Origin of the sequence: Massilia sp. Root351 (assembly GCF_001425045.1) — a bacterium.
In the GTDB taxonomy this organism is placed as follows: Bacteria; Pseudomonadota; Gammaproteobacteria; order Burkholderiales; family Burkholderiaceae_D; genus Rugamonas.
Genome location: NZ_LMDJ01000032.1, coordinates 21,328 through 40,091, shown reverse-complemented (window position 1 = coordinate 40,091; position 18,764 = coordinate 21,328). Strand labels below are relative to the sequence as shown.

At 65.6% G+C, this 18,764-nt stretch carries 12 protein-coding genes; 8 read left to right on the top strand and 4 right to left on the bottom strand.

Annotated features, from left to right (window positions below; genetic code table 11):
* The first annotated feature begins 83 nt into the window (after window positions 1–83).
* Window positions 84–752: a hypothetical protein gene (locus tag ASD15_RS23055; RefSeq protein ID WP_057157384.1), complete on the top strand. Its 669-nt coding sequence runs from the start codon at window positions 84–86 to the stop codon at window positions 750–752.
* A 32-nt stretch (window positions 753–784) separates the two neighbouring features.
* Here the strand turns inward: ASD15_RS23055 and ASD15_RS23050 are convergent, their stop codons facing one another.
* Both ASD15_RS23050 and ASD15_RS23045 read right to left on the bottom strand, forming a co-directional pair.
* The gene (locus ASD15_RS23050; RefSeq protein ID WP_057157383.1) at window positions 785–2,662 is read right to left on the bottom strand and encodes a glucokinase; all 1,878 of its coding nucleotides are present in this window, start codon (window positions 2,660–2,662) and stop codon (window positions 785–787) included.
* Window positions 2,663–2,766: 104 nt separating this feature from the next.
* Window positions 2,767–4,389, bottom strand: a complete 1,623-nt coding sequence (locus ASD15_RS23045) for an alpha-glucosidase (RefSeq protein ID WP_057157382.1) — start codon at window positions 4,387–4,389, stop codon at window positions 2,767–2,769.
* A 250-nt stretch (window positions 4,390–4,639) separates the two neighbouring features.
* Here ASD15_RS23045 and ASD15_RS23040 point away from each other — a divergent pair, with 250 nt between their 5' ends.
* From ASD15_RS23040 to ASD15_RS23010, 7 genes are all read left to right on the top strand, one after another.
* A complete protein-coding gene (locus ASD15_RS23040) occupies window positions 4,640–6,265 on the top strand; it encodes an oligopeptide:H+ symporter (protein ID WP_057157381.1) in 1,626 nt (541 codons plus the stop codon).
* A 362-nt stretch (window positions 6,266–6,627) separates the two neighbouring features.
* Window positions 6,628–7,617 carry an ABC transporter substrate-binding protein gene (locus ASD15_RS23035; protein ID WP_057157380.1) on the top strand — a complete coding sequence of 330 codons (990 nt, stop codon included), beginning with the start codon at window positions 6,628–6,630 and terminating at the stop codon, window positions 7,615–7,617.
* Window positions 7,618–7,629: 12 nt separating this feature from the next.
* Window positions 7,630–8,451 (top strand): ABC transporter permease, encoded by an 822-nt coding sequence (locus tag ASD15_RS23030; protein WP_057157379.1) that lies wholly within the window; start codon window positions 7,630–7,632, stop codon window positions 8,449–8,451.
* Window positions 8,452–8,461: 10 nt separating this feature from the next.
* A complete protein-coding gene (locus ASD15_RS23025; RefSeq protein ID WP_057157726.1) occupies window positions 8,462–9,265 on the top strand; it encodes an ABC transporter ATP-binding protein in 804 nt (267 codons plus the stop codon).
* 24 nt (window positions 9,266–9,289) lie between these two features.
* Window positions 9,290–11,107, top strand: coding sequence for an ATP-binding protein (locus ASD15_RS23020; protein WP_057157378.1), 1,818 nt, complete (start codon window positions 9,290–9,292; stop codon window positions 11,105–11,107).
* Window positions 11,088–12,461: a sigma-54 dependent transcriptional regulator gene (locus ASD15_RS23015; RefSeq protein ID WP_057157377.1), complete on the top strand. Its 1,374-nt coding sequence runs from the start codon at window positions 11,088–11,090 to the stop codon at window positions 12,459–12,461. Before ASD15_RS23020 ends, ASD15_RS23015 begins: the two co-directional genes overlap by 20 nt.
* Before the next feature lie 109 nt (window positions 12,462–12,570).
* Window positions 12,571–15,300, top strand: coding sequence for an alpha-1,6-glucosidase domain-containing protein (locus tag ASD15_RS23010; RefSeq protein ID WP_057157376.1), 2,730 nt, complete (start codon window positions 12,571–12,573; stop codon window positions 15,298–15,300).
* Between the two features lie 72 nt (window positions 15,301–15,372).
* Here the strand turns inward: ASD15_RS23010 and ASD15_RS23005 are convergent, their stop codons facing one another.
* Both ASD15_RS23005 and ASD15_RS23000 read right to left on the bottom strand, forming a co-directional pair.
* Window positions 15,373–17,004: an alpha-amylase family glycosyl hydrolase gene (locus ASD15_RS23005; RefSeq protein ID WP_307188300.1), complete on the bottom strand. Its 1,632-nt coding sequence runs from the start codon at window positions 17,002–17,004 to the stop codon at window positions 15,373–15,375.
* Window positions 17,005–17,075: 71 nt separating this feature from the next.
* Window positions 17,076–18,707, bottom strand: coding sequence for an alpha-D-glucose phosphate-specific phosphoglucomutase (locus ASD15_RS23000; RefSeq protein ID WP_057157374.1), 1,632 nt, complete (start codon window positions 18,705–18,707; stop codon window positions 17,076–17,078).
* Window positions 18,708–18,764: the final 57 nt, after the last annotated feature.

Below are 18,764 nucleotides of genomic sequence, written 5' to 3'. Positions count from 1 at the left end.
TTTAAGAAATTCAAGTTTATTTTTGTGCCACCTGATTTCCCGCATTGCCGTATCATGCAAGCTCTGTCCCGTTGTCCCGTCCCATGTTCAAAAAAATACTTGCCCTCTTTGGAAAAAAATCCTCAGCGGCGCCTGCCGGCCCCGCTGCTCTCAGCGCTCCCTACAAGCAGGATGAGCTCAACCTGATCTACAACCTGCTGTTTTGCGACGAAACCTCGCTCTACAAGCCGCAGGGCACGGAAACCGCGCTGTTCGGCGAACAGGCCGACGCCTCCGTGGTGCGCACCATCGCCGAAGACCACGACGAGGAAAGCCGCGTGCGCATCCTGGCCTGCAACTGGCTGCGCGAGAACGGCCATCCCGTGCCTGCGCACGAATTGCTGGGTGTGATCGTGGAAGTGCCGCTGGAGGAAGGCCTGGACGTGCTGGCCGCGTATGCGGACGGCACCGTGCGCTACATCAACCAGACCGGCAAGTTTGCCGTGTTTGAAGGCGCGCCGGACGCAGTGGCGGCCAGCGCCAAGGCACTGGTGGAAACGGCCAAGCCGGCGCTGCGCCAGGCCACGCTGGCCGCGCGCGGCCGCACGCCGCCGCCTGGCCCCGGCCATCTGCGCATCGGCTTCCTGGCCTCGGACGGCTTGTACTTCACGCAAGGCACGTTCGAAACCCTGGCCAAGGACGCGCGCGCCTCGTCAGCCATCCAGAGCGCCCAGGCGCTGCTGGACCTGGTGGTGCGCCAGGCCAGCGAATAAGGGCGGCAAGCCGCCCGACGGCGCAGCGTTGCTCAGCTGTCCAGGTGCGAGATCAGCAGGCGGCGGCTGTCGGCTTCGACGCCCTCGCCCGCCTTGCGCTCCAGCACCAGCTCGGCGTTCTGCGCGTCCACCGAAATGCCCACCGACAGGATGTCGATCAGCAGCAGCTGCAGGATGCGCGAGATCATCGACAGGAAGGTAGTGCTGTCTTCCGAATGGTCCACCGCCAGGCACACCGATGCGCGCTTGGCCAGCGGCGACTGGCTGCTGGTGATGGCGATCACGTCGGCACCGGCGGCGCGCGCCGCGTCCACCGCGTCCAGCAGTTCCGGCAGCTTGCCGGAATTGGATATGGCGATCACCACGTCGCCCGCCTTCAGCAGCCCTGCCGCCAGCACGAACAAGTGCGAGTCGCCGTAGGCCGCCGTCGGAATGCGGAAGCGGAAGAACTTGTGCTGGCCGTCCAGCGCCACCACGCGCGAATTGCCCATGGCGAAGAATTCGATGCGCTTGGCCTTGGCCACCAGCGCAATCGCCTTGTCCAGCGAGCGTACGTCCAGCTGGTCGCGGAACTTCAGGATGGCCGACACGGTGTTGTCGATCACCTTGGCGCTCAGGTCGTGCGTGCTGTCGGAAACGCGCACCTGGCTGTGGCGCACCGGAATGGCGCCGGTCAGGCTGCTGGCGAACTTCAGCTTGAAGTCGGCCAGGCCGGAGAAGCCCAGCGAGCGGCAGAAGCGGATCACGGTCGGCTGGCTCACCTCTGCCAGGCGCGCGATGTCGGCGATGGGTTCGTTGAGCACCAGGCGCGGCTGCTCCAGCACCAGCGCCGCCACGCGCTGCTCGGCGGGCGTCAGCTCGTGCTGCAGGTGCTGCACGCGCTCCATCAGCGTGTTGGCGCCGCTGCGGCCGCGCAGGTGTTCGGACAAAATCGTCGCCACGCCGTAGAACGCCGGGTTCGGTGTGGTGATGACGTAGGTCGGGATCTCGGACAGATAGGTAGTGAAGCGGCCCTTGGCCTCGAAGCGCGCGCGGAACGGCGAGGAGGCGAACCAGTCGCCCATGCGCGGCACGATACCGCCGCCGATGAAGATGCCGCCGAAGGCGCCCAGCGTCACCGCCAGGTTGGCGCTCGCGCCGCCCAGCATGGCGCAGAAGCACTCCAGCACTTCCAGGCACAACGGGTCCTTGTCGGTCAGCGCGCCGGCCATGATTTCCTGCGCGTTCAGGTCCTTCACGTTGCGGCCGTTGCGCTTGGCGATGGCGCGGTAGATGATCTCCATGCCGGGGCCGGAAATCAGGCGCTCAGTCGACACGTGCGGCCAGGTTTGCCACGCGTACTGCAGGATGGCGTATTCGCGCTCGTCGGCGGGCGCGAAGTTGGTGTGGCCGCCTTCCGACCCCAGGGTGACGAAACCGTCCACCGTCGGAATCACGCCGGACACGCCCAAGCCAGTGCCCGGACCCAGCACGCCGATCACGGAATTGCTGGCCGGGGCGCCGCCGCCCACCTGCATCAGGTCCGCCGGTTTCAGGCCCGGCAGCGACATGGCCAGCGCAGTGAAGTCGTTCACCACCAGCAGCGTATGCAGGCCCAGGGCGCGCCGCACTTCGTCGGTGGAGAATTCCCAGTCGCGGTTGGTCATGCGCACGTAGTCGCCGCTGACCGGATTGGCCACCGCCAGCGCGGCGTGGTTCAGCGTGATGTCGGCATGGTCGGCCAGGTAGGTGCGCAGCAGCGGCACGATGCCGGTGAAGTCGTCGCACTTGAGCACGCGCACGGCACGGAACTCGGACGGGCCGGTCTGCAGCGCGAAGCGCGCATGCGTGGCGCCAATGTCCGCCAGCAGGCGCGGACCGTCCGCGAAAGCGGTGCGGCTGGATTTTTGGTCAACTTCAGCTTGTCTCATCGTCGATTTTGTCTTGTTGGGAAGTTACGCCCCAGAAGGCGGCAAGGATACCCGAAATACGCGATGTATAAAAGCAAACGCCCGCATCGCGGGCGTTACATTTGCTATGCCGCGTAGCCGAACCAGGCTCCGTAGGCCGGCAGCTTCACGCTGCCGTCCGCGCCAGCCTCGCCCGGCAGGCCGGGAGCGGCAATCGTTTCCGCGCCGGCCGCCTGCGGCAAGGTGAGCGTCGCCGGCTCCTTGCCCAGGTTGAACACGGCCAGCACGCTGCGCTCGCCCGCCAGGTCGCGGCGCAGCGCCAGCACCGGCTCCGGCGTGTCGAAGAACACCACGTCGCCGCGCGTCAGTTGCGGCATGCTGCGGCGCCAGGCGATGATCTTGCGCGCGAACGCCAGCGGCGAGGCGGCGTCGGCTTCCTGCACCGAGGCGGCGCGGGCGATGTGCTTCTCGTCCACCGGCAGCCACGGCTTGCCGCTGGTGAAGCCGCCTTGCGCTTCCTGGCTCCACGCGATCGGAGTGCGGCAGCCGTCGCGGCCCTTGAACTCCGGCCAGAAGGTGATGCCGTAAGGGTCCTGCAGCAGCTCGTAGGGCACGTCGGCTTCGGTGAAGGCCAGCTCGTCGCCCTGGTACAGGCACGGCGTGCCTTTCAGCGACAGCTGCATGGCCAGCACCAGCTTGGCCATTTCCGGCGACGGGTTGTCGCCGCCCCAGCGCGTCATCACGCGGATGGAGTCGTGGTTGCCCACCGACCAGGAGGCCCAGCCGTCCTTCACGCGCGCGCCGAACTGCTCCACCTGCGAGCGGATATGCCTGGCCGAGCACACCGGCGTGAGCAAGTTGAAACTGTAGGCCATGTGCAGCTTGTCGCCGCCCTCGGTGTATTCGGCCATCACGGCCAGCGAATCGTCGGCGCCCACTTCGCCGATGGCGACCGCGCCGTATTCGTCCAGCAGCTTGCGCAGCTTCTGCAGGAAGGCCACGTTCTCGGGCTGGGTCTTGTCGTGGATGTGGGCCTGCATGCCGTACGGGTTCACGTCCGTGACGGTGGAGGTGTCGCGCACCAGCGCCGGCGGGTTGCTGCGCAGCTGGCGGTCGTGGAAGTGGAAATTGCAGGCGTCCATGCGCACGCCGTCCACGCCGCGCTCCAGCCAGAACCGCAGCGCGTCCAGGTGCGCCTGCTGCACTTCCGGGTTGTGGAAGTTCAGGTCCGGCTGGCTGACCAGGAAATTGTGCATATAGTATTGCTTGCGGCGCGAGTCCCACTGCCAGGACGAGCCGCCGAACACGGACATCCAGTTGTTCGGCGGGCAGCCGTCCGGGGCCGGGTCGGACCAGACATACCAGTCGGCCTTCGGGTTGTCTCGGCTCTTGCGGCTTTCGGCGAACCACGGATGGTCTTCGGCCGTGTGCGACATCACCTGGTCGATCATGATCTTCAGGCCCAGGCTGTGGGCCTTGGCGATCAGGGCGTCGAAGTCGGCCAGGGTGCCGAACAGCGGGTCGACGTCGCAGTAGTCGGAAATGTCGTAGCCGAAGTCCTTCATTGGCGACTTGAAGAATGGCGAGATCCAGACAATGTCCACGCCCAGCTGCGCGATGTAGTCCAGCTTGGCGGTAATGCCGGGCAGGTCGCCCACGCCATCGCCGTTGCTGTCGTTGAAGCTGCGCGGATAAACCTGGTAGATGATCGCTTCGCGCCACCAGTTCGGGGACAATTGTTTGCTCATGTCGGTATCCAAGTGTTAGATTTGTAGAGAATATACATGATGTTTTTGTTTTTTTCAATTGGAATGCATGGCAGCCAGTCGCATCAATTTCCTTTAAAATCAATCACATAAATGAAATCACGAAAATTCGATACGTAGTCAAACTACAATCGATAAGCACATATTTATCGTATAGCAACTTGCATATACCAGTTGCCAAGGGTAGTGGGTTCGGCATAGCATCCCGATCAGTTAAATCCAGGGAGACAAAATGGCGCAAGCTGATCTACAAACGGGCAACGGCCCGATGCCTCGGCAGATACCGTTCATCATCGCCAACGAGGGATGCGAGCGCTTCAGCTTTTACGGCATGCGCAACATCCTCACGCCATTCCTGATCAGCACCCTGCTGCTGTTCGTGCCCATGGCAGACCGCGTGAGCGAGGCCAAGCACGTATTCCACACCTTCGTGATCGGCGTGTACTTCTTCCCCCTGCTGGGCGGCTGGATCTCCGACCGCTACTTCGGCAAGTACAACACCATCCTCTGGATGAGCCTCATCTACGTCTGCGGCCACGCCTGCCTTGCCATATTTGAAGACAATCTGCAGGGCTTCTATTTCGGCCTGTTCCTGATCGCCTTCGGCGCGGGCGGCATCAAGCCGCTGGTGTCGGCCTTCGTGGGTGACCAGTTCGACCAGACCAACAAGAACCGCGCCAAGACCGTATACGACGCCTTCTACTGGATGATCAACTTCGGCTCCTTCTTCGCCTCGCTGCTGATGCCGCTGTTCCTGAAGAACCTGGGCCCGGCGATCGCCTTCGGCATCCCCGGCATCCTGATGCTGATCGCCACCGTCATCTTCTACCTCGGCCGCAAGCGCTACGTGCACGTGCCGCCCGCCGCTCCCAGCCCGGACTCGTTCACCCGCGTGGCCCGCACCGCGCTGCTGACCAAGCTGCCCGGCCAATCGCGTCCCGGCCTGGCCATCGCCGTCATCGGCGCCCTTGGCGCGGTGGTGTCGCTGTGCATGTCGCCCTGGTGGGGCTTTGTCATCTCGGCCTGCTTCGCGCTGGTGCTGCTGCTGGCGTTCGGCGGCGTCGGCACCGCCATGCAGCTGGAACGCGCGCGCGGCCAGCACCCGGACGAAGCGGTGGAAGGCGTGCGCGCCGTGCTGCGCATCCTGGTGGTGTTCGCGCTGGTGACGCCGTTCTGGTCCCTGTTCGACCAGAAGGCCTCCACCTGGATCGTGCAGGCCAACTCCATGACCAGCCCCCTGCTGTCGATCTTCGGCTGGGAGTTCAAGGTACTGCCGGCGCAGATGCAGGCGCTGAATCCGCTGCTGGTGATGCTGCTGATCCCGCTGAACAATTTGGTGGTCTACCCGATGATACGCAAGATGGGCATCGAACCGACCGCGCTGCGCCGCATGGGCGCCGGCATCGCCATCTCCTCGCTGTCCTGGATCGTGATCGGCTGGGTGCAGGTGATGATGGACGGCGGCACGCCGATGTCCATCCTGTGGCAACTGCTGCCGTATGCGCTGCTGACGCTGGGCGAAGTGCTGGTGTCGGCCACCGGCCTGGAATTCGCCTACAGCCAGGCGCCGCCATCGATGAAGGGTTCCATCATGAGCTTCTGGACCCTGGCCGTCACTGTCGGCAACCTGTGGGTGCTGATCGTGAACTCCAGCGTGAAGAACGAAGCCGTATTGGGCCATATCGCCAACAGCGGCCTGAGCGTGATCGCGTTCCAGATGTTCTTCTTCGCCGGCTTCGCCATGCTCACCGCGCTCGCCTTCGCGCTGTATGCGATGCGCTACAAGATGGTGGACAACTACCGCGTGGAGCCGGATCCTAATCCGTGCTACGGCACGCCGGAGCCGAAGGCGACGTAATCCGCCGCGGTTTCCGCCCCTGCAGTTTGTACAGCCCGCCCCGCGCGGGCTGTTTTCATTCCGCTGCGGGCGTGCGCGGCGACGGCCTGCTGCGGCCCGACATCGCGCTGCCGCAAGACCCTTACCGAGACGACGCGCAAGCCGCCGCGCTGCTGGCAGGGTTGAGGTAGTAGACCGGACCGGCGCGGCGGAAATCCGCACAAGGCATGGCCAGGATTCCGGGTTTACGCCCAGCCAGCTCCCGGCGCTCCGCCATGCGGCAGCGCACCAAACGAATCAAATCAAGCACTTGGCTTTTTCGGCCCGCGTGGCACGGTTTCTGCTCACTAGCTCCTTACAACAAACCCGTTCAGGAGACGAACATGAGCATCAGCAAGAACATCATCCGCGCCCTTCCCTTCGCCATCGCCGCCGCATTCGCAGCGTCCGCAACCACCGCCAGCGCACAGGAAGTGGTCCGCCTCGGCAACCTCAAATTCGCGCACTACGGCGCCGTGTCGTACATCAAGGAGATCGCGCCCAAGTGCGGCATCAAGGTGGAAGAGCACATCTTCGCCAAAGGCCCGGACGTGATGCAGGCCATCCTGGCCGGTGAACTGGACGTGGGCGCCACCGCCTCCGAGGCGGCGATCCAGGGCCGCGCCAACGGCGCCCCGATCTACGTGGTGGCAGGTTTCGCAAAAGGCGGCGCGCGCCTGGTCGCGCGCCCCGACGGCGGCATCAAATCCATCAAGGACCTGAAGGGCAAGAAGGTCGGCGTCACGCGCGGCGGCATCCACGAGGTGCTGCTGGCGGCCGAGCTGCAGCAGGCCGGCATCACCTTCTCCGACCAGCCGGGCAAGGACGTGCAGCTGATCTTCCTGGCGTTCGCGGACCTGAACCAGGCCCTGCTCGGCAAGAACCTGGACGCCATCATGCAATCGGAACCGCAATCGTCGCAGGCCATCAACAAGGGCTTCGGGGTGGAAGTGATGAAGCCTTACGACACGCCGATCGGCGAGCCGGTACGCACCATGGTCATGAGCGAGAAGTTCTACAAGGAGCGCCGCGCAACTGCCGCCAAGTTCATGAACTGCTTCGTGCAGGCCACCAAGACCTTCATCGACAGCAAGCCGACCGCCGAGAAGTATGTGCGCGAAGTGATCTTCAAGAACCAGATCACGGCCGACGACTTCCAGGACGCCATCAGCAACTCGCCCTACTCCTACGACGTGACCGCCCAGCACATCCAGATCACCACGGACGTGATGGCCAAGACCGGCGTGGGCAAGATGCGCAAGCCGCCGGTGGCCACCGAGTGGGTCAAGACCGACCTGCTGGACGAAGCGAAGAAAAGCCTGAACATCAAATAAAGCGGGGACATCATGAAAAAACTGAATTGGCATGAGATCGGCACCGGGCTGGTGGTGCCCGCCGTTGTCGTCCTGCTGTGGCAAGCCAGCGCCATGCTGGGCTGGGTCAATCCGCAGGTGCTGCCGTCGCCGGTGGCGGTGGTGCAGAAACTGATCGAATACGCGCTGCCGCTGACCGCCTACGACCCGGCCGCCTCGTCCTGGCTGTCGTGGGCCATGTCGGGCGAACTGTGGATGGACACGCTGGGCAGCATGTACCGGGTGGTGGTCGGCTTCGCCGTCGGCGCCGGCCTGGCCTTGCCGCTCGGCCTGATGATGGGTTCCAGCCCGCGCGCCTACTCCTGGTTCAACCCGCTGATGCAGCTGCTGCGCCCCATCCCGCCGATCGCCTACATCCCGCTGTCGATCCTGTGGTTCGGCCTGGGCAACGCGCCGGCCGTGTTCCTGATCGCCATCGGCGCCTTCTTCCCGGTGCTGATGAACACCATCGCCGGGGTGCGCCAGGTCGACGGCATCTACATCCGCGCCGCGCGCAACCTCGGCGTGAGCCAGCGCACCATGTTCGTGCGCGTGATGCTGCCGGCGGCCGTGCCCTACATCCTGTCCGGCGTGCGGATCGGCATCGGTACCGCTTTCATCGTGGTGATCGTGTCCGAGATGATCGCCGTAAACAACGGCCTCGGCTTCCGCATCCTGGAAGCGCGCGAGTACTTCTGGTCCGACAAGATCATCGCCGGCATGATCAGCATCGGCCTGCTGGGTCTCTTCATCGACATCGGCATGAATAAACTGAACAATCATTTGCTGCGCTGGCACCGTGGCCTGGAGAACTGAGATGAGCAAAATGGAAAAGAACTTCAGCCACATCGCCGTGCGCGGCGTGAACAAGGTATTCAAGAGCACCGACCGCGAAGTGGTCGCCCTGAAAGACATCAACCTGGAGATCCCGCAGGGCCAGTTCGTCTGCCTGCTGGGGCCTTCGGGCTGCGGCAAGTCCACACTGCTGAACGCCATCGCCGGCTTCTCGCTGCCCTCCAGTGGCGAGATCACCGCCGCCAGCCAGGTCGTGACCGGCCCCGGTCCCGAGCGCGGCATGGTGTTCCAGGAATATGCGCTGTTCCCGTGGATGACCGTGGAGAAGAACATCGCCTTCGGCCTGGAAGTCAAGGGCATGTCCAAGGACCAGATCGACCAGACCGTGTCGAAGCTGCTGGCCATGCTGTCGCTGAGCGACTTCCGCCACCGCTTCCCGAAAGACCTGTCGGGCGGCATGCGCCAGCGCGTGGCGATCGCCCGCGTGCTGGCACTGGACTCGCCCATCATGCTGATGGACGAGCCGTTCGGCGCGCTGGACGCCCTCACCCGGCGCAACCTGCAGGACGAGCTGCTGCGCATCTGGGCCGAGCTGAAGAAGACCATCATCTTCGTCACGCACAGCATCGAAGAAGCGATCTACATGGCCGACCGCATCGTGGTGATGACCTACCGTCCCGGCACCGTCAAGCGCGACATCATGGTCGACCTGCCGCGCCTGCGCGACCCGTCCTCGTCCGAATTCAACGCCCTCAAGCGCGAACTGGGCATGCTGGTGATGGAAGAGCAGCAGCGCCACCACAACGACGAAATGCGCATGGCCGCCGTCGACTGAGGCGCTGCGATGTAAAATCGCTCCATGCGCGCAAAACTGATCAGAGTACTGGCCTTGCTGGGCGCCGCCGCCGCGATCGCGGCGGCCGGCTGGGCCGGCATGCTGCGCGCGCAGGCGGATTTGATGGAGCAGGGACGGCGCCAGCTGGAATTGATGGCGCCGGACCTGCAGTCCGCCATGGAGAAGTATGAAACCCTGCCCTTCGTGCTGGGCTTCCAGCCGGACCTGATCCAGGCCCTGGCCAGCCCCACCGACGCGAACGCCATCGCGCGCCTGAACCAGTCCCTGCAAACCATCCAGCAGCAAGCCAAGGTCGGCGCCATCTATATGATGGACCGCACCGGCCTGACCCTCGGCGCCAGCAACTGGGACCAGCCGCTGGGCTTCGTCGGCAAGAATTTCTCGTACCGCCCCTATTTCAACGAAGCGCTGCATGGCCGCGCGGGCCTGTTCTATGGCATCGGCACCAGCACCAGCGAGGCCGGCTACTTCATCGCGCAGCCGGTGTACCGCAACGGCACGGCCGGCGGACCGGTGGCGGGCGTGGTGGTGGCAAAAATCAGCCTGGCGGACTTTGAGCAGACCTGGCGCAGCAGCGAGCACGCCATCGCGCTGGCGGACCGGCACGGCGTGATCTTCCTCAGCAACCAGCCGCAGTGGCGCTACCGCAGCCTGCAGCCGCTGGGCGCGGCCACCATGGAGGAACTGGCGCGCACGCAGCAGTACATGGGCCAGAAGGTCGCGCCGCTGTCCGAGCATCCGGGCCAGTTCGTGGCGCGGCCCGTGGGGCGCCTGGGCTGGCAGCTGATGCTGTTCCCGGCCCAGACGCGCGTGGTGCGCGCCGGCCTGCTGTGGGCGCTGGCGGCTTTCCTGCTGCTGTCCTGCGCGGCCGTGTCGGGCTGGGCGCTGCACCAGCGCAGGCGCAGGCTGGAGGAACGCAACGAGTCGCGCCAGGCCTTGCAGCAGGCGGCGCGCGAGCTCGATAGCCGCATCGTGGAACGCACGCAGCAGCTGCGCGAGACCAACCAGGACCTGGAGAACAAGTACGCGCGCCTGAAGGCCACGGAGCAGATGCTGCGCTCGACGCAGAATGAGCTGGTCCAGGCGGGCAAGCTGGCCATGCTGGGGCAGATGGCGGCGGGCGTGACCCATGAACTGAACCAGCCGCTGGCCGCCATCCGCGCCTTCGCCGACAATGCGCGCACCTTCCTGCAGCGCGGCCAGCCGGCGCAGGCCGAGGCCAACCTGGGCCACATTGGCGACGCCAGCGCGCGCATGGGCGCCATCATCGCGCAGCTGAAGGGCTTTGCGCGCAAGGATGAATCGATTTGCGCGGTGGAGCTGTCCAAGTCAGTGCGCGCCTCCGCGTTCATGATGGAGAGCGAGTTCCGCCGGCATGGCGTGGCGCTGGCGATCGACACCGGGCCCGGTCCGGCAGCCTCGGCCGGCGGCGCGGACGCCGCCCCGCTGCTGGTGGCCGGCGATGCGGTGCGCATCGAACAGGTGCTCATCAACCTGCTGCGCAACGCGCTCGACGCGGTGGAGGACGCGCCTCAGCGCCAGGTGTCGATCACGCTGGAGCGCGTGGACGGCCATGCCGAGGTGCGCATCAGCGACAGCGGCGGCGGCATCCCAGAGCAGGTGGCGGCGCATTTGTTCGAACCGTTCTACACCACCAAGCCGTCCGGCAAGGGCCTGGGGCTGGGCCTGGCCATCTCATCGTCCATCGTGCAGGCGATGAACGGCCAGCTGACGGCGCATAATCTGCCCGGCGGAGGCGCGCAATTCGTGCTGCGCCTGCCGCTGCAACCGGAAAGCACCAATGCAAGCCATCCTCATTGAAGACGAAGCCGCGCTGCGGCTGGCCACTGCGCAGACACTGGAACTGGGCGGCTTCGCCGTGCAAGCCTGCGCCAGCGCCGAGGAGGCGCTGCCGCTGCTGCGCGCCGACTTCTCCGGCGTGGTGGTCACGGACGTGCGCCTGCCCGGCCGCTCCGGCCTGGAGCTGCTGGCGCAGGTGACGGCGCTGGACGCCGAACTGCCCGTGATCGTGGTCACCGGCCACGGCGACGTCACCATGGCGGTGGCCGCCATGCGCAGCGGCGCCTATGACTTCATCGAAAAGCCCTTCGCCTCCGAGCGCCTGATGGACGCGGTGCGCCGCGCGCAGGAGCGCCGTAGCCTGGTGCTGGAGAACCGCGAACTGCGCGCCGCGCGCGCCTTGCATCCGGACACGCCGGACCTGATCGGCCGCTCGCCTGCCATCGAGCACCTGAAGGTATTGGTGCGCAACGTCGGCCCGGCCGGCGTGGACATCCTGATCAACGGCCAGACCGGCACCGGCAAGGAAGTGATGGCGCGCCTGCTGCACGCGGCCAGCGGCCGCAAGGGCAACTTCGTCGCCATCAACTGCGGCGCGCTGCCGGAGTCGGTGTTCGAGAGCGAGATTTTCGGCCATGAGGCGGGCGCCTTCACCGGCGCGCAGAAGCGCCGCATCGGCAAGCTGGAATACGCCAACGGCGGCACCGTCTTCCTGGACGAAATCGAAAGCATGCCGATGGCGCTGCAGGTGAAGCTGCTGCGCGTGCTGCAGGAGCGCCGCCTGGAACGCCTGGGCGCCAACGAAGGCGTGGCGCTGGACTGCCGCGTGGTCGCCGCCAGCAAGGCGGACCTGCTGCAACTGAGCGCGCAAGGCCTGTTCCGCGAAGACTTGTACTACCGCATCGGCGTGGTGACGATCGATCTGCCGCGCCTGCGCGAGCGGCGCGAAGACATTCCGCTGCTGCTGGCGCACTTCGTGCAGGAAGCCGCGCTGCGCTACCAGCGCCCGCTGCCGCAATGGAGCGCGCAGGACATGGCCGCTTGGCAGGCCGCAGACTGGCCCGGCAACGTGCGCGAACTGCGCAACTTCGCCGAGCGCCTGACCTTGGGACTGGCGCCCTCCCCCTCGCCGTCGGCCTCCTCAGCCCCCTCGGCGCCGGCCGCCGCCGGTGTCCCCGCCGCCGCCACTGCTGCGGCCGTGGGCGATGCCGCCTCCCTCCCCCAGCAAGTCGACAACTTCGAACGCGACCTGATTGCGCAGGCCTTGGCCGCCGCCGAGGGCAACGTCGCCCTCGCCGCCGACAATCTCAGCGTCCCGCGCAAGACGCTCTACGACAAGCTCAAAAAATACCAGATCAGCACCGGCAAAAAGTAGGCACGGCAGACAGAATTCGTAGTAAAGCTACAGCAATTGGATTACCATATCGGACAAATCCAAGCTGCAATTGCCATTTTTGTAGCTCAACTACTTTGGAGACAAGTCTATGGCTGGGAAGATGGGAGCGCAATTGACGCTCGGCGCGGCGTTGGTGATGGCGGCATTCGGGGCGCAGGCGTCGGTTCAGTTGAGTGCATGCGATGCGCCGTTCGAGACCGTGCTGCACAAGTCCAATACCTTCGATGCGCGTGCGGTATGGTTGAACCGCCAGCTCGCCAAGTGGCCGGGCGCGGAAGCCGGCGCCGGCGGCGCCTTCAAGCTCTACCACTCGGCCTCCGGCCAGGTCAGCGCCGCTGTCGGCGCCAAAGTCTCCGGCGCCGATGGCGTGCTGGCCATGGCCATCCATACCGCAGCGATCCCGCCCGACGCGGCGCAGCGCTTCAAATACGTGGGCAGCGGCGCCGTGCTGGCCGTGGCGCAGGCCGACCAGGCCAGGCTGCCCGCCCTGCTCAAGCAGCAGCTGGTGCTGGTGCAGGAAAACGCCGACGGCACCGTGCGCGACGCCACCACCGTGCAGACCGCCGGCGCGCTGGACGATATCTACGCGGCTGCCGGCAAGGCTGCGGACCTGGGCGCCACCGTCGCCAAGGGCCACACCGCCTTCAAGCTGTGGGCGCCGACCGCGCAGCAAGTCTCCGTCTGCACCTACGACAACGGCTACGGCAAAGCCACCGGCGTCGACACCATGCGCTTCGACGCCGCCACCGGCATCTGGTCGGCTACGCGCCGCAGCAATATGTCCGGGAAATACTACAAGTACGCCGTGGACGTGGTCGCTCCCAGCAAGGGCCTGGTGCGCAACCTGGTCACCGACCCGTATTCCATCAGCCTGACCACCGATTCGCTGCGCAGCTACATCGCCGACCTGGACTCGGCCAGGCTGAAGCCGGCAGGCTGGGACAAGGCGCGGGCGCCGAAACGCGTGGCCACGCAGACCGACATGTCGGTGTATGAACTGCATGTGCGCGACTTCTCGATCAACGACAGCAGCGTCAGCGCCGCCAACCGCGGCAAGTACACCGCCTTCACCGAGACCGGCTCGAACGGCATGAAGCATCTGGCCGCCCTGAGCCAGGCAGGCATGACCGACATCCACCTGCTGCCGGTGTACGACATCGGCTCGGTGCCGGAAAAAGGCTGCGTGGCGCCCCAGCCAAGCGGCGCGCCGGACAGCGAGAGCCAGCAGGCGCTGGTGGCCTCCACCTTCATCAAGGACTGCTACAACTGGGGCTACGACCCCTTCCACTACAGCGCGCCGGAAGGCAGCTATGCCACCGACCCGGCAGACGGCGCGCGCCGCATCGTCGAATTCCGCCAGATGGTGATGGCACTGCACAAGGCCAACCTGCGCGTGGGCATGGACGTGGTCTACAACCACACCTACCGCGCCGGCCAGGACGAGAAGTCCGTGCTGGACCGCGTGGTGCCGGGCTACTACCACCGCCTGAACGACAAGGGTGTGATCGAACGTTCCACCTGCTGCGACAACACGGCCACCGAGAACATGATGATGGCCAAGCTGATGATCGACTCGGCCGAGCTGTGGACGCGCCACTACAAAATCGATTCCTTCCGCTTCGACCTGATGGGCCACCAGCCGCGGGCCGCGATGGAAGTACTGCAGGCGCGCGTGGACAAGGCCGCAGGACGCCCGGTGCAGCTGATCGGCGAGGGCTGGAACTTCGGCGAGGTCGAGAACGGCGCGCGCTTCGTGCAGGCTTCACAGCTGTCGCTGAACGGCACCGGCATCGGCACCTTCAGCGACCGTGGCCGCGACGCGGTGCGCGGCGGCGGCGCCGGCGACTCGGGCGAGAAGATGTTCAGCATGCAGGGCTATATCAACGGCCTGGTATACGACGCCAACGCACACGCCGGCCAGCGCCCAAAGGAAGACCTGCTGCGCGCGGCGGACCTGGTGCGCGTGGGCCTGGCGGGCAGTGTGCGCACGTACAAAATGAAGACCTGGCAGGACAAGGAGATGGCGCTGCAAGCCATCGACTATAGCGGCCAGCCCGCAGGTTATGCCAGCGAACCGGGCGAAGTGGTGAACTACGTGGAGAACCACGACAACCAGACCATGTACGACCTGAACGCCTTCCGCCTGCCGCTGGCCACCACCAGCGCCGAGCGCGCACGGGTGCAGATGCTGGGCGCGGCCATCAATGCCTTCAGCCAGGGCGTGGCGTACTACCACGCGGGCTTTGACATCCTGCGCTCCAAGTCGCTGGACAAGAACAGCTTTGAATCGGGCGACTGGTTCAACCGCCTGGACTGGACTTACCAGGACAATTACTACGGCGTGGGCCTGCCGCCGGAGGCGGACAATGGCAAGGATTATGCGCTGATGAAGCCGTTGCTGGCCAATGCGGCGCTCAAGCCGGCGCCGGCCGACATCGCCTTCTCGCGCGACGCTTTCCGCGATTTGCTGAAGATCCGCGCCAGCAGCACCCTGTTCCGCATGCGCACGGCGGCTGACATCAAGCAGCGGCTGCATTTCCTGAATACGGGATCGGCGCAGGTGCCCACGGTGGTGGCCGCGCGCCTGGATGGCGCGGGCTACCCCGGCGCGGGATTCAGGACAGTGACGTATCTGATCAATGTGGACAAGATTGAACAGAGCGTTGTGGCGGATGGAGAGAAGGGCAAGCAATACCGACTGCATCCGGTACACACCGCCAGCGGCGCGGCGGACCGGCGCGCGCAGGCGGCGCGCTATGACAGCGCCACCGGGCGCTTCACCATCCCGCCGCGCACTGCAGTGGTGTTCGTCGAGTAAGTGGCGTGCAAGTGCGGCGGGTCAGCGGGGGCGCGCCGAGCGAAGCGCCACCCGCCGGCCGCCGCCGCAAAATCAGCGCGCGGCAGCGCCCAGCAATGCGATCCCGCCCTTGACGGGCAGCGTAACTTCCCCGCCCTTCACCACCACGCTGGCGCCGGAGTAGTAATCCTTCACTGTCTGTCCATCTGCAAACACACTGCCCACCTTGATGGTGCTGCGCGCAGCCGCCGGCACATCCAACGCCACCACCACCTGGTCGCTGATGCCGCCTTTTTCGTACGTGCGCCTGAAGGTGTACGGCTGGTCCGCGATCTTCTCGTGCAGCCCTGCCCCCACCGACACGTGCGCACGGCGGAACTGCCCCAGCTTGGCCCAGTGCGCGCGTACATCGGCAACCTTGTAGCCGTCGCGCGCCACATTCTTCGCCAGATCATCCCAGTTCATATAGGTGCGCAGCTTGGCATCGCCCTGCGCGCCCGGCGCATCCAGCAAACGCGCGGTTTCATCGCCGTAGTAGATCTGCGCGGAACCCGGCGCCAGCAGCAGCTTGGTCGCGGTCTCGAACGGCTTCGTGCGTGCAGGGTCGAACGGATTGCCGTCGTCGTGCGAGGCGGTGTAATTCACCACTGAGTAGCCCTTCAGCGGACCATGCAGCGCCGCCGAATACTTGCTGAACAAGGTCTCGTAATCCTGCTTCGCATCCCACACCAGGCCGAAGTTGATCATGCTGTCGAAGCCGTTGTCGTAGAAGTCCGTCATGGCGCCGCCGCCCATATCAAACTGCTTGCCGTGCGCGATGTTGTAGTTGTACACCTCGGCCAGCATGTAGAACCTGCCGTCTCCCAGCGCCTTGCCGGGATGCGCGCGCTTCCACTCCTCATGCGCGGCGATCGCCACCGTGCGCAGCTCTTTCCAGATGCCCGGCTCGGTATGCTTGACCGTGTCGGCGCGGAAGCCGTCCACGCCGAACTTGCGCACCCAGTCCGCATGCCACTTCATCAGGTAATAGCGCGGCGCGCGCGGGTAGCCGGTGCGGGCAAAGAACTCGTCCAGTTCCTTCACTTCGCGCTCGTAACGCCCTTCCTTTTTCCACTTCTGCACCAGCGCGTCCGGCAGCGCCACGCTGGCGTTGCTGTTGGTGAGCACGTCCGGCAGGCCTTTCACCAGCGCGCAGTCCACAGTGGTGGCTACGTCCTTGTAGGTGCAGGCGGGATCGAGCCGCACCCAGTCCGACGGCCAGGCCGCCTCGGCGTCCGTGAACGGCGCGGTGTGGTTCATCACCACGTCCAGCAGCACGCGGATGCCTCGCGCGTGGGCCGCTTCGACGAAGTCCTTGAAATCCTTATCGGTGCCCAGGTTGGCGTCGACGGCCGTGAAGTCCTTGGCCCAGTAACCGTGAAAGCCGTAAGACCTGCCTGTGCCCTCGTCGGTCGAACCGTGCAACTGTTCGACCGGCGGCGTGAGCCACAACACGTCCACGCCCAGGCTGTCGAAATAGCCCGCCTTCAGCTTGGCCGTCACGCCTTTCAGATCGCCGCCCATGTAGCCGCGCTGCGGCGCCGCGTCTGCCTTGCGGCCGTATGACAGGTCGTTGCTGCGGTCTGCATTGTTGAAACGGTCCGTCAACAGGAAGTAGACGGTGGCGTTCTCCCACAGGAATGGCTTGGGTGCGGCCTTTGCGGGCTGCGCCGCCTGTGAATTCATGCTGCCCGCGAGCAGCGCCAAAGACAAAGCAATGGGAGATAGTTTCATGCAGTTCGGTCCTGTGGTTGTGGTTATGTGATCACGGTCGGGGTGGCCCTTCCCGTGTGCATGGCGATACTGGCCACGCTTTCGGCGGCGGCGATCAGGCTTGCCAGCGCTTGCTGCGTGGGACGTTGGTGCTGCGATGGATCGGGTTCAAACAATTCCAGGTAGACGCGCAGGGTGGCGCCTTCGGTGCCTGTGCCTGACAGGCGGTAGACGATGCGCGAACCGTCCTGCATGACGATGCGTACGCCCTGCTGCTGCACGCTGGAGCCGTCCACCGGGTCGGTGTAGGCAAAATCGTCGGCGAACTCGACGGTGTGTGCGTTGAGCACCGTGCCGGCCAGCGCAGGCAGTTTGATGCGCAGGTCGGCCATCAGCAGGCGGGCCGCTTCCGGTTCGATGCCTTCGTAGTCGTGCCGCGAGTAGTAGTGGCGGCCGAAGCGCGCCCAGTGTTCGGTGACGATCTGCTGCACCGGCTTGCCCGTGGCGGCCAGCAGGTTGAGCCAGAACAGCACGGCCCATACGCCGTCTTTCTCGCGAATGTGGTCCGAGCCGGTGCCGTAGCTCTCTTCGCCGCACAGCGTGGCCATCCCTGCGTCCAGCAGCGTGCCGAAGAACTTCCAGCCGGTGGGCGTTTCGTAGCATGGGATGCCGAGCGCTTCGGCCACGCGGTCGGCCGCGCGCGAGGTGGGCATGGAGCGCGCAATGCCTTTCAGGCCGCCGCGGTAGCCGGGCGCCAGGGTGGCGTTGGCCGCCAGGATGGCCAGGCTGTCGGACGGGGTGACGTCGAACCTGCGGCCAACGATCATGTTGCGGTCGCCGTCGCCGTCGGAGGCGGCGCCGAAGTCCGGCGCGTCCGCGCCGGCCATCATGGCGATCAGTTCGGCCGCGTTGACCGGATTGGGGTCCGGGTGGTGGCCGCCGAAATCCTCCAGCGGCACGGCGTTGATGACGGTGCCGGCGGGCGCACCCAGCATGCCTTCGATGATGGCTTTCGCGTACGGGCCGGAGACCGCGCTCATGCCGTCGAAGCGCATGCTGAAGCCGCCCGCGAACAGCGCGCGGATGGCGTCGAAGTCGAACAGCCGGGCCATCAGTTCGGCGTAGTCGGCCACGGAATCGATGACCTCGACCCGCATGTCCTCGATCTGCGACATGCCGATGGTGTCGATGTCGATGCCGGGCGCATCGCTGATGCGGTACTGGGTGATGGTTTCGCTGTGGTGGAACATGGCCTCGGTCACGCTTTCCGGCGCCGGGCCGCCGGCGGCGATGTTGTACTTGACGCCGAAGTCGCCATCCGGGCCGCCGGGATTGTGGCTGGCCGACAGGATGATGCCGCCCGAGGCCTGCCGCTTGCGGATCACGCAGCTGACGGCGGGTGTGGACAGGATGCCGCCCTGCCCCACCAGCACTTGCGCGTAGCCATGTGCGGCGGCCATGCGCAGGATGGTCTGGATCGCGGCGCGGTTGTGGTAGCGGCCATCGCCGCCCACCACCAGCGTCTTGCCGGCGCAGTCGCCCAGCGTGTAGAACACGCTCTGGATGAAGTTCTCGAGATAGTGCGGCTGGCTGAAGGTGTGGACCTTCTTGCGCAGGCCGGAGGTGCCCGGCCGCTGGCCGGGGATGGGATGGGTGATAACAGTCTGGATAGCCATGGTCGCTCCGCGTCGGTGATCGTTGCCGCCTGGCGGCGGCGCAACCGCCGTTTTACC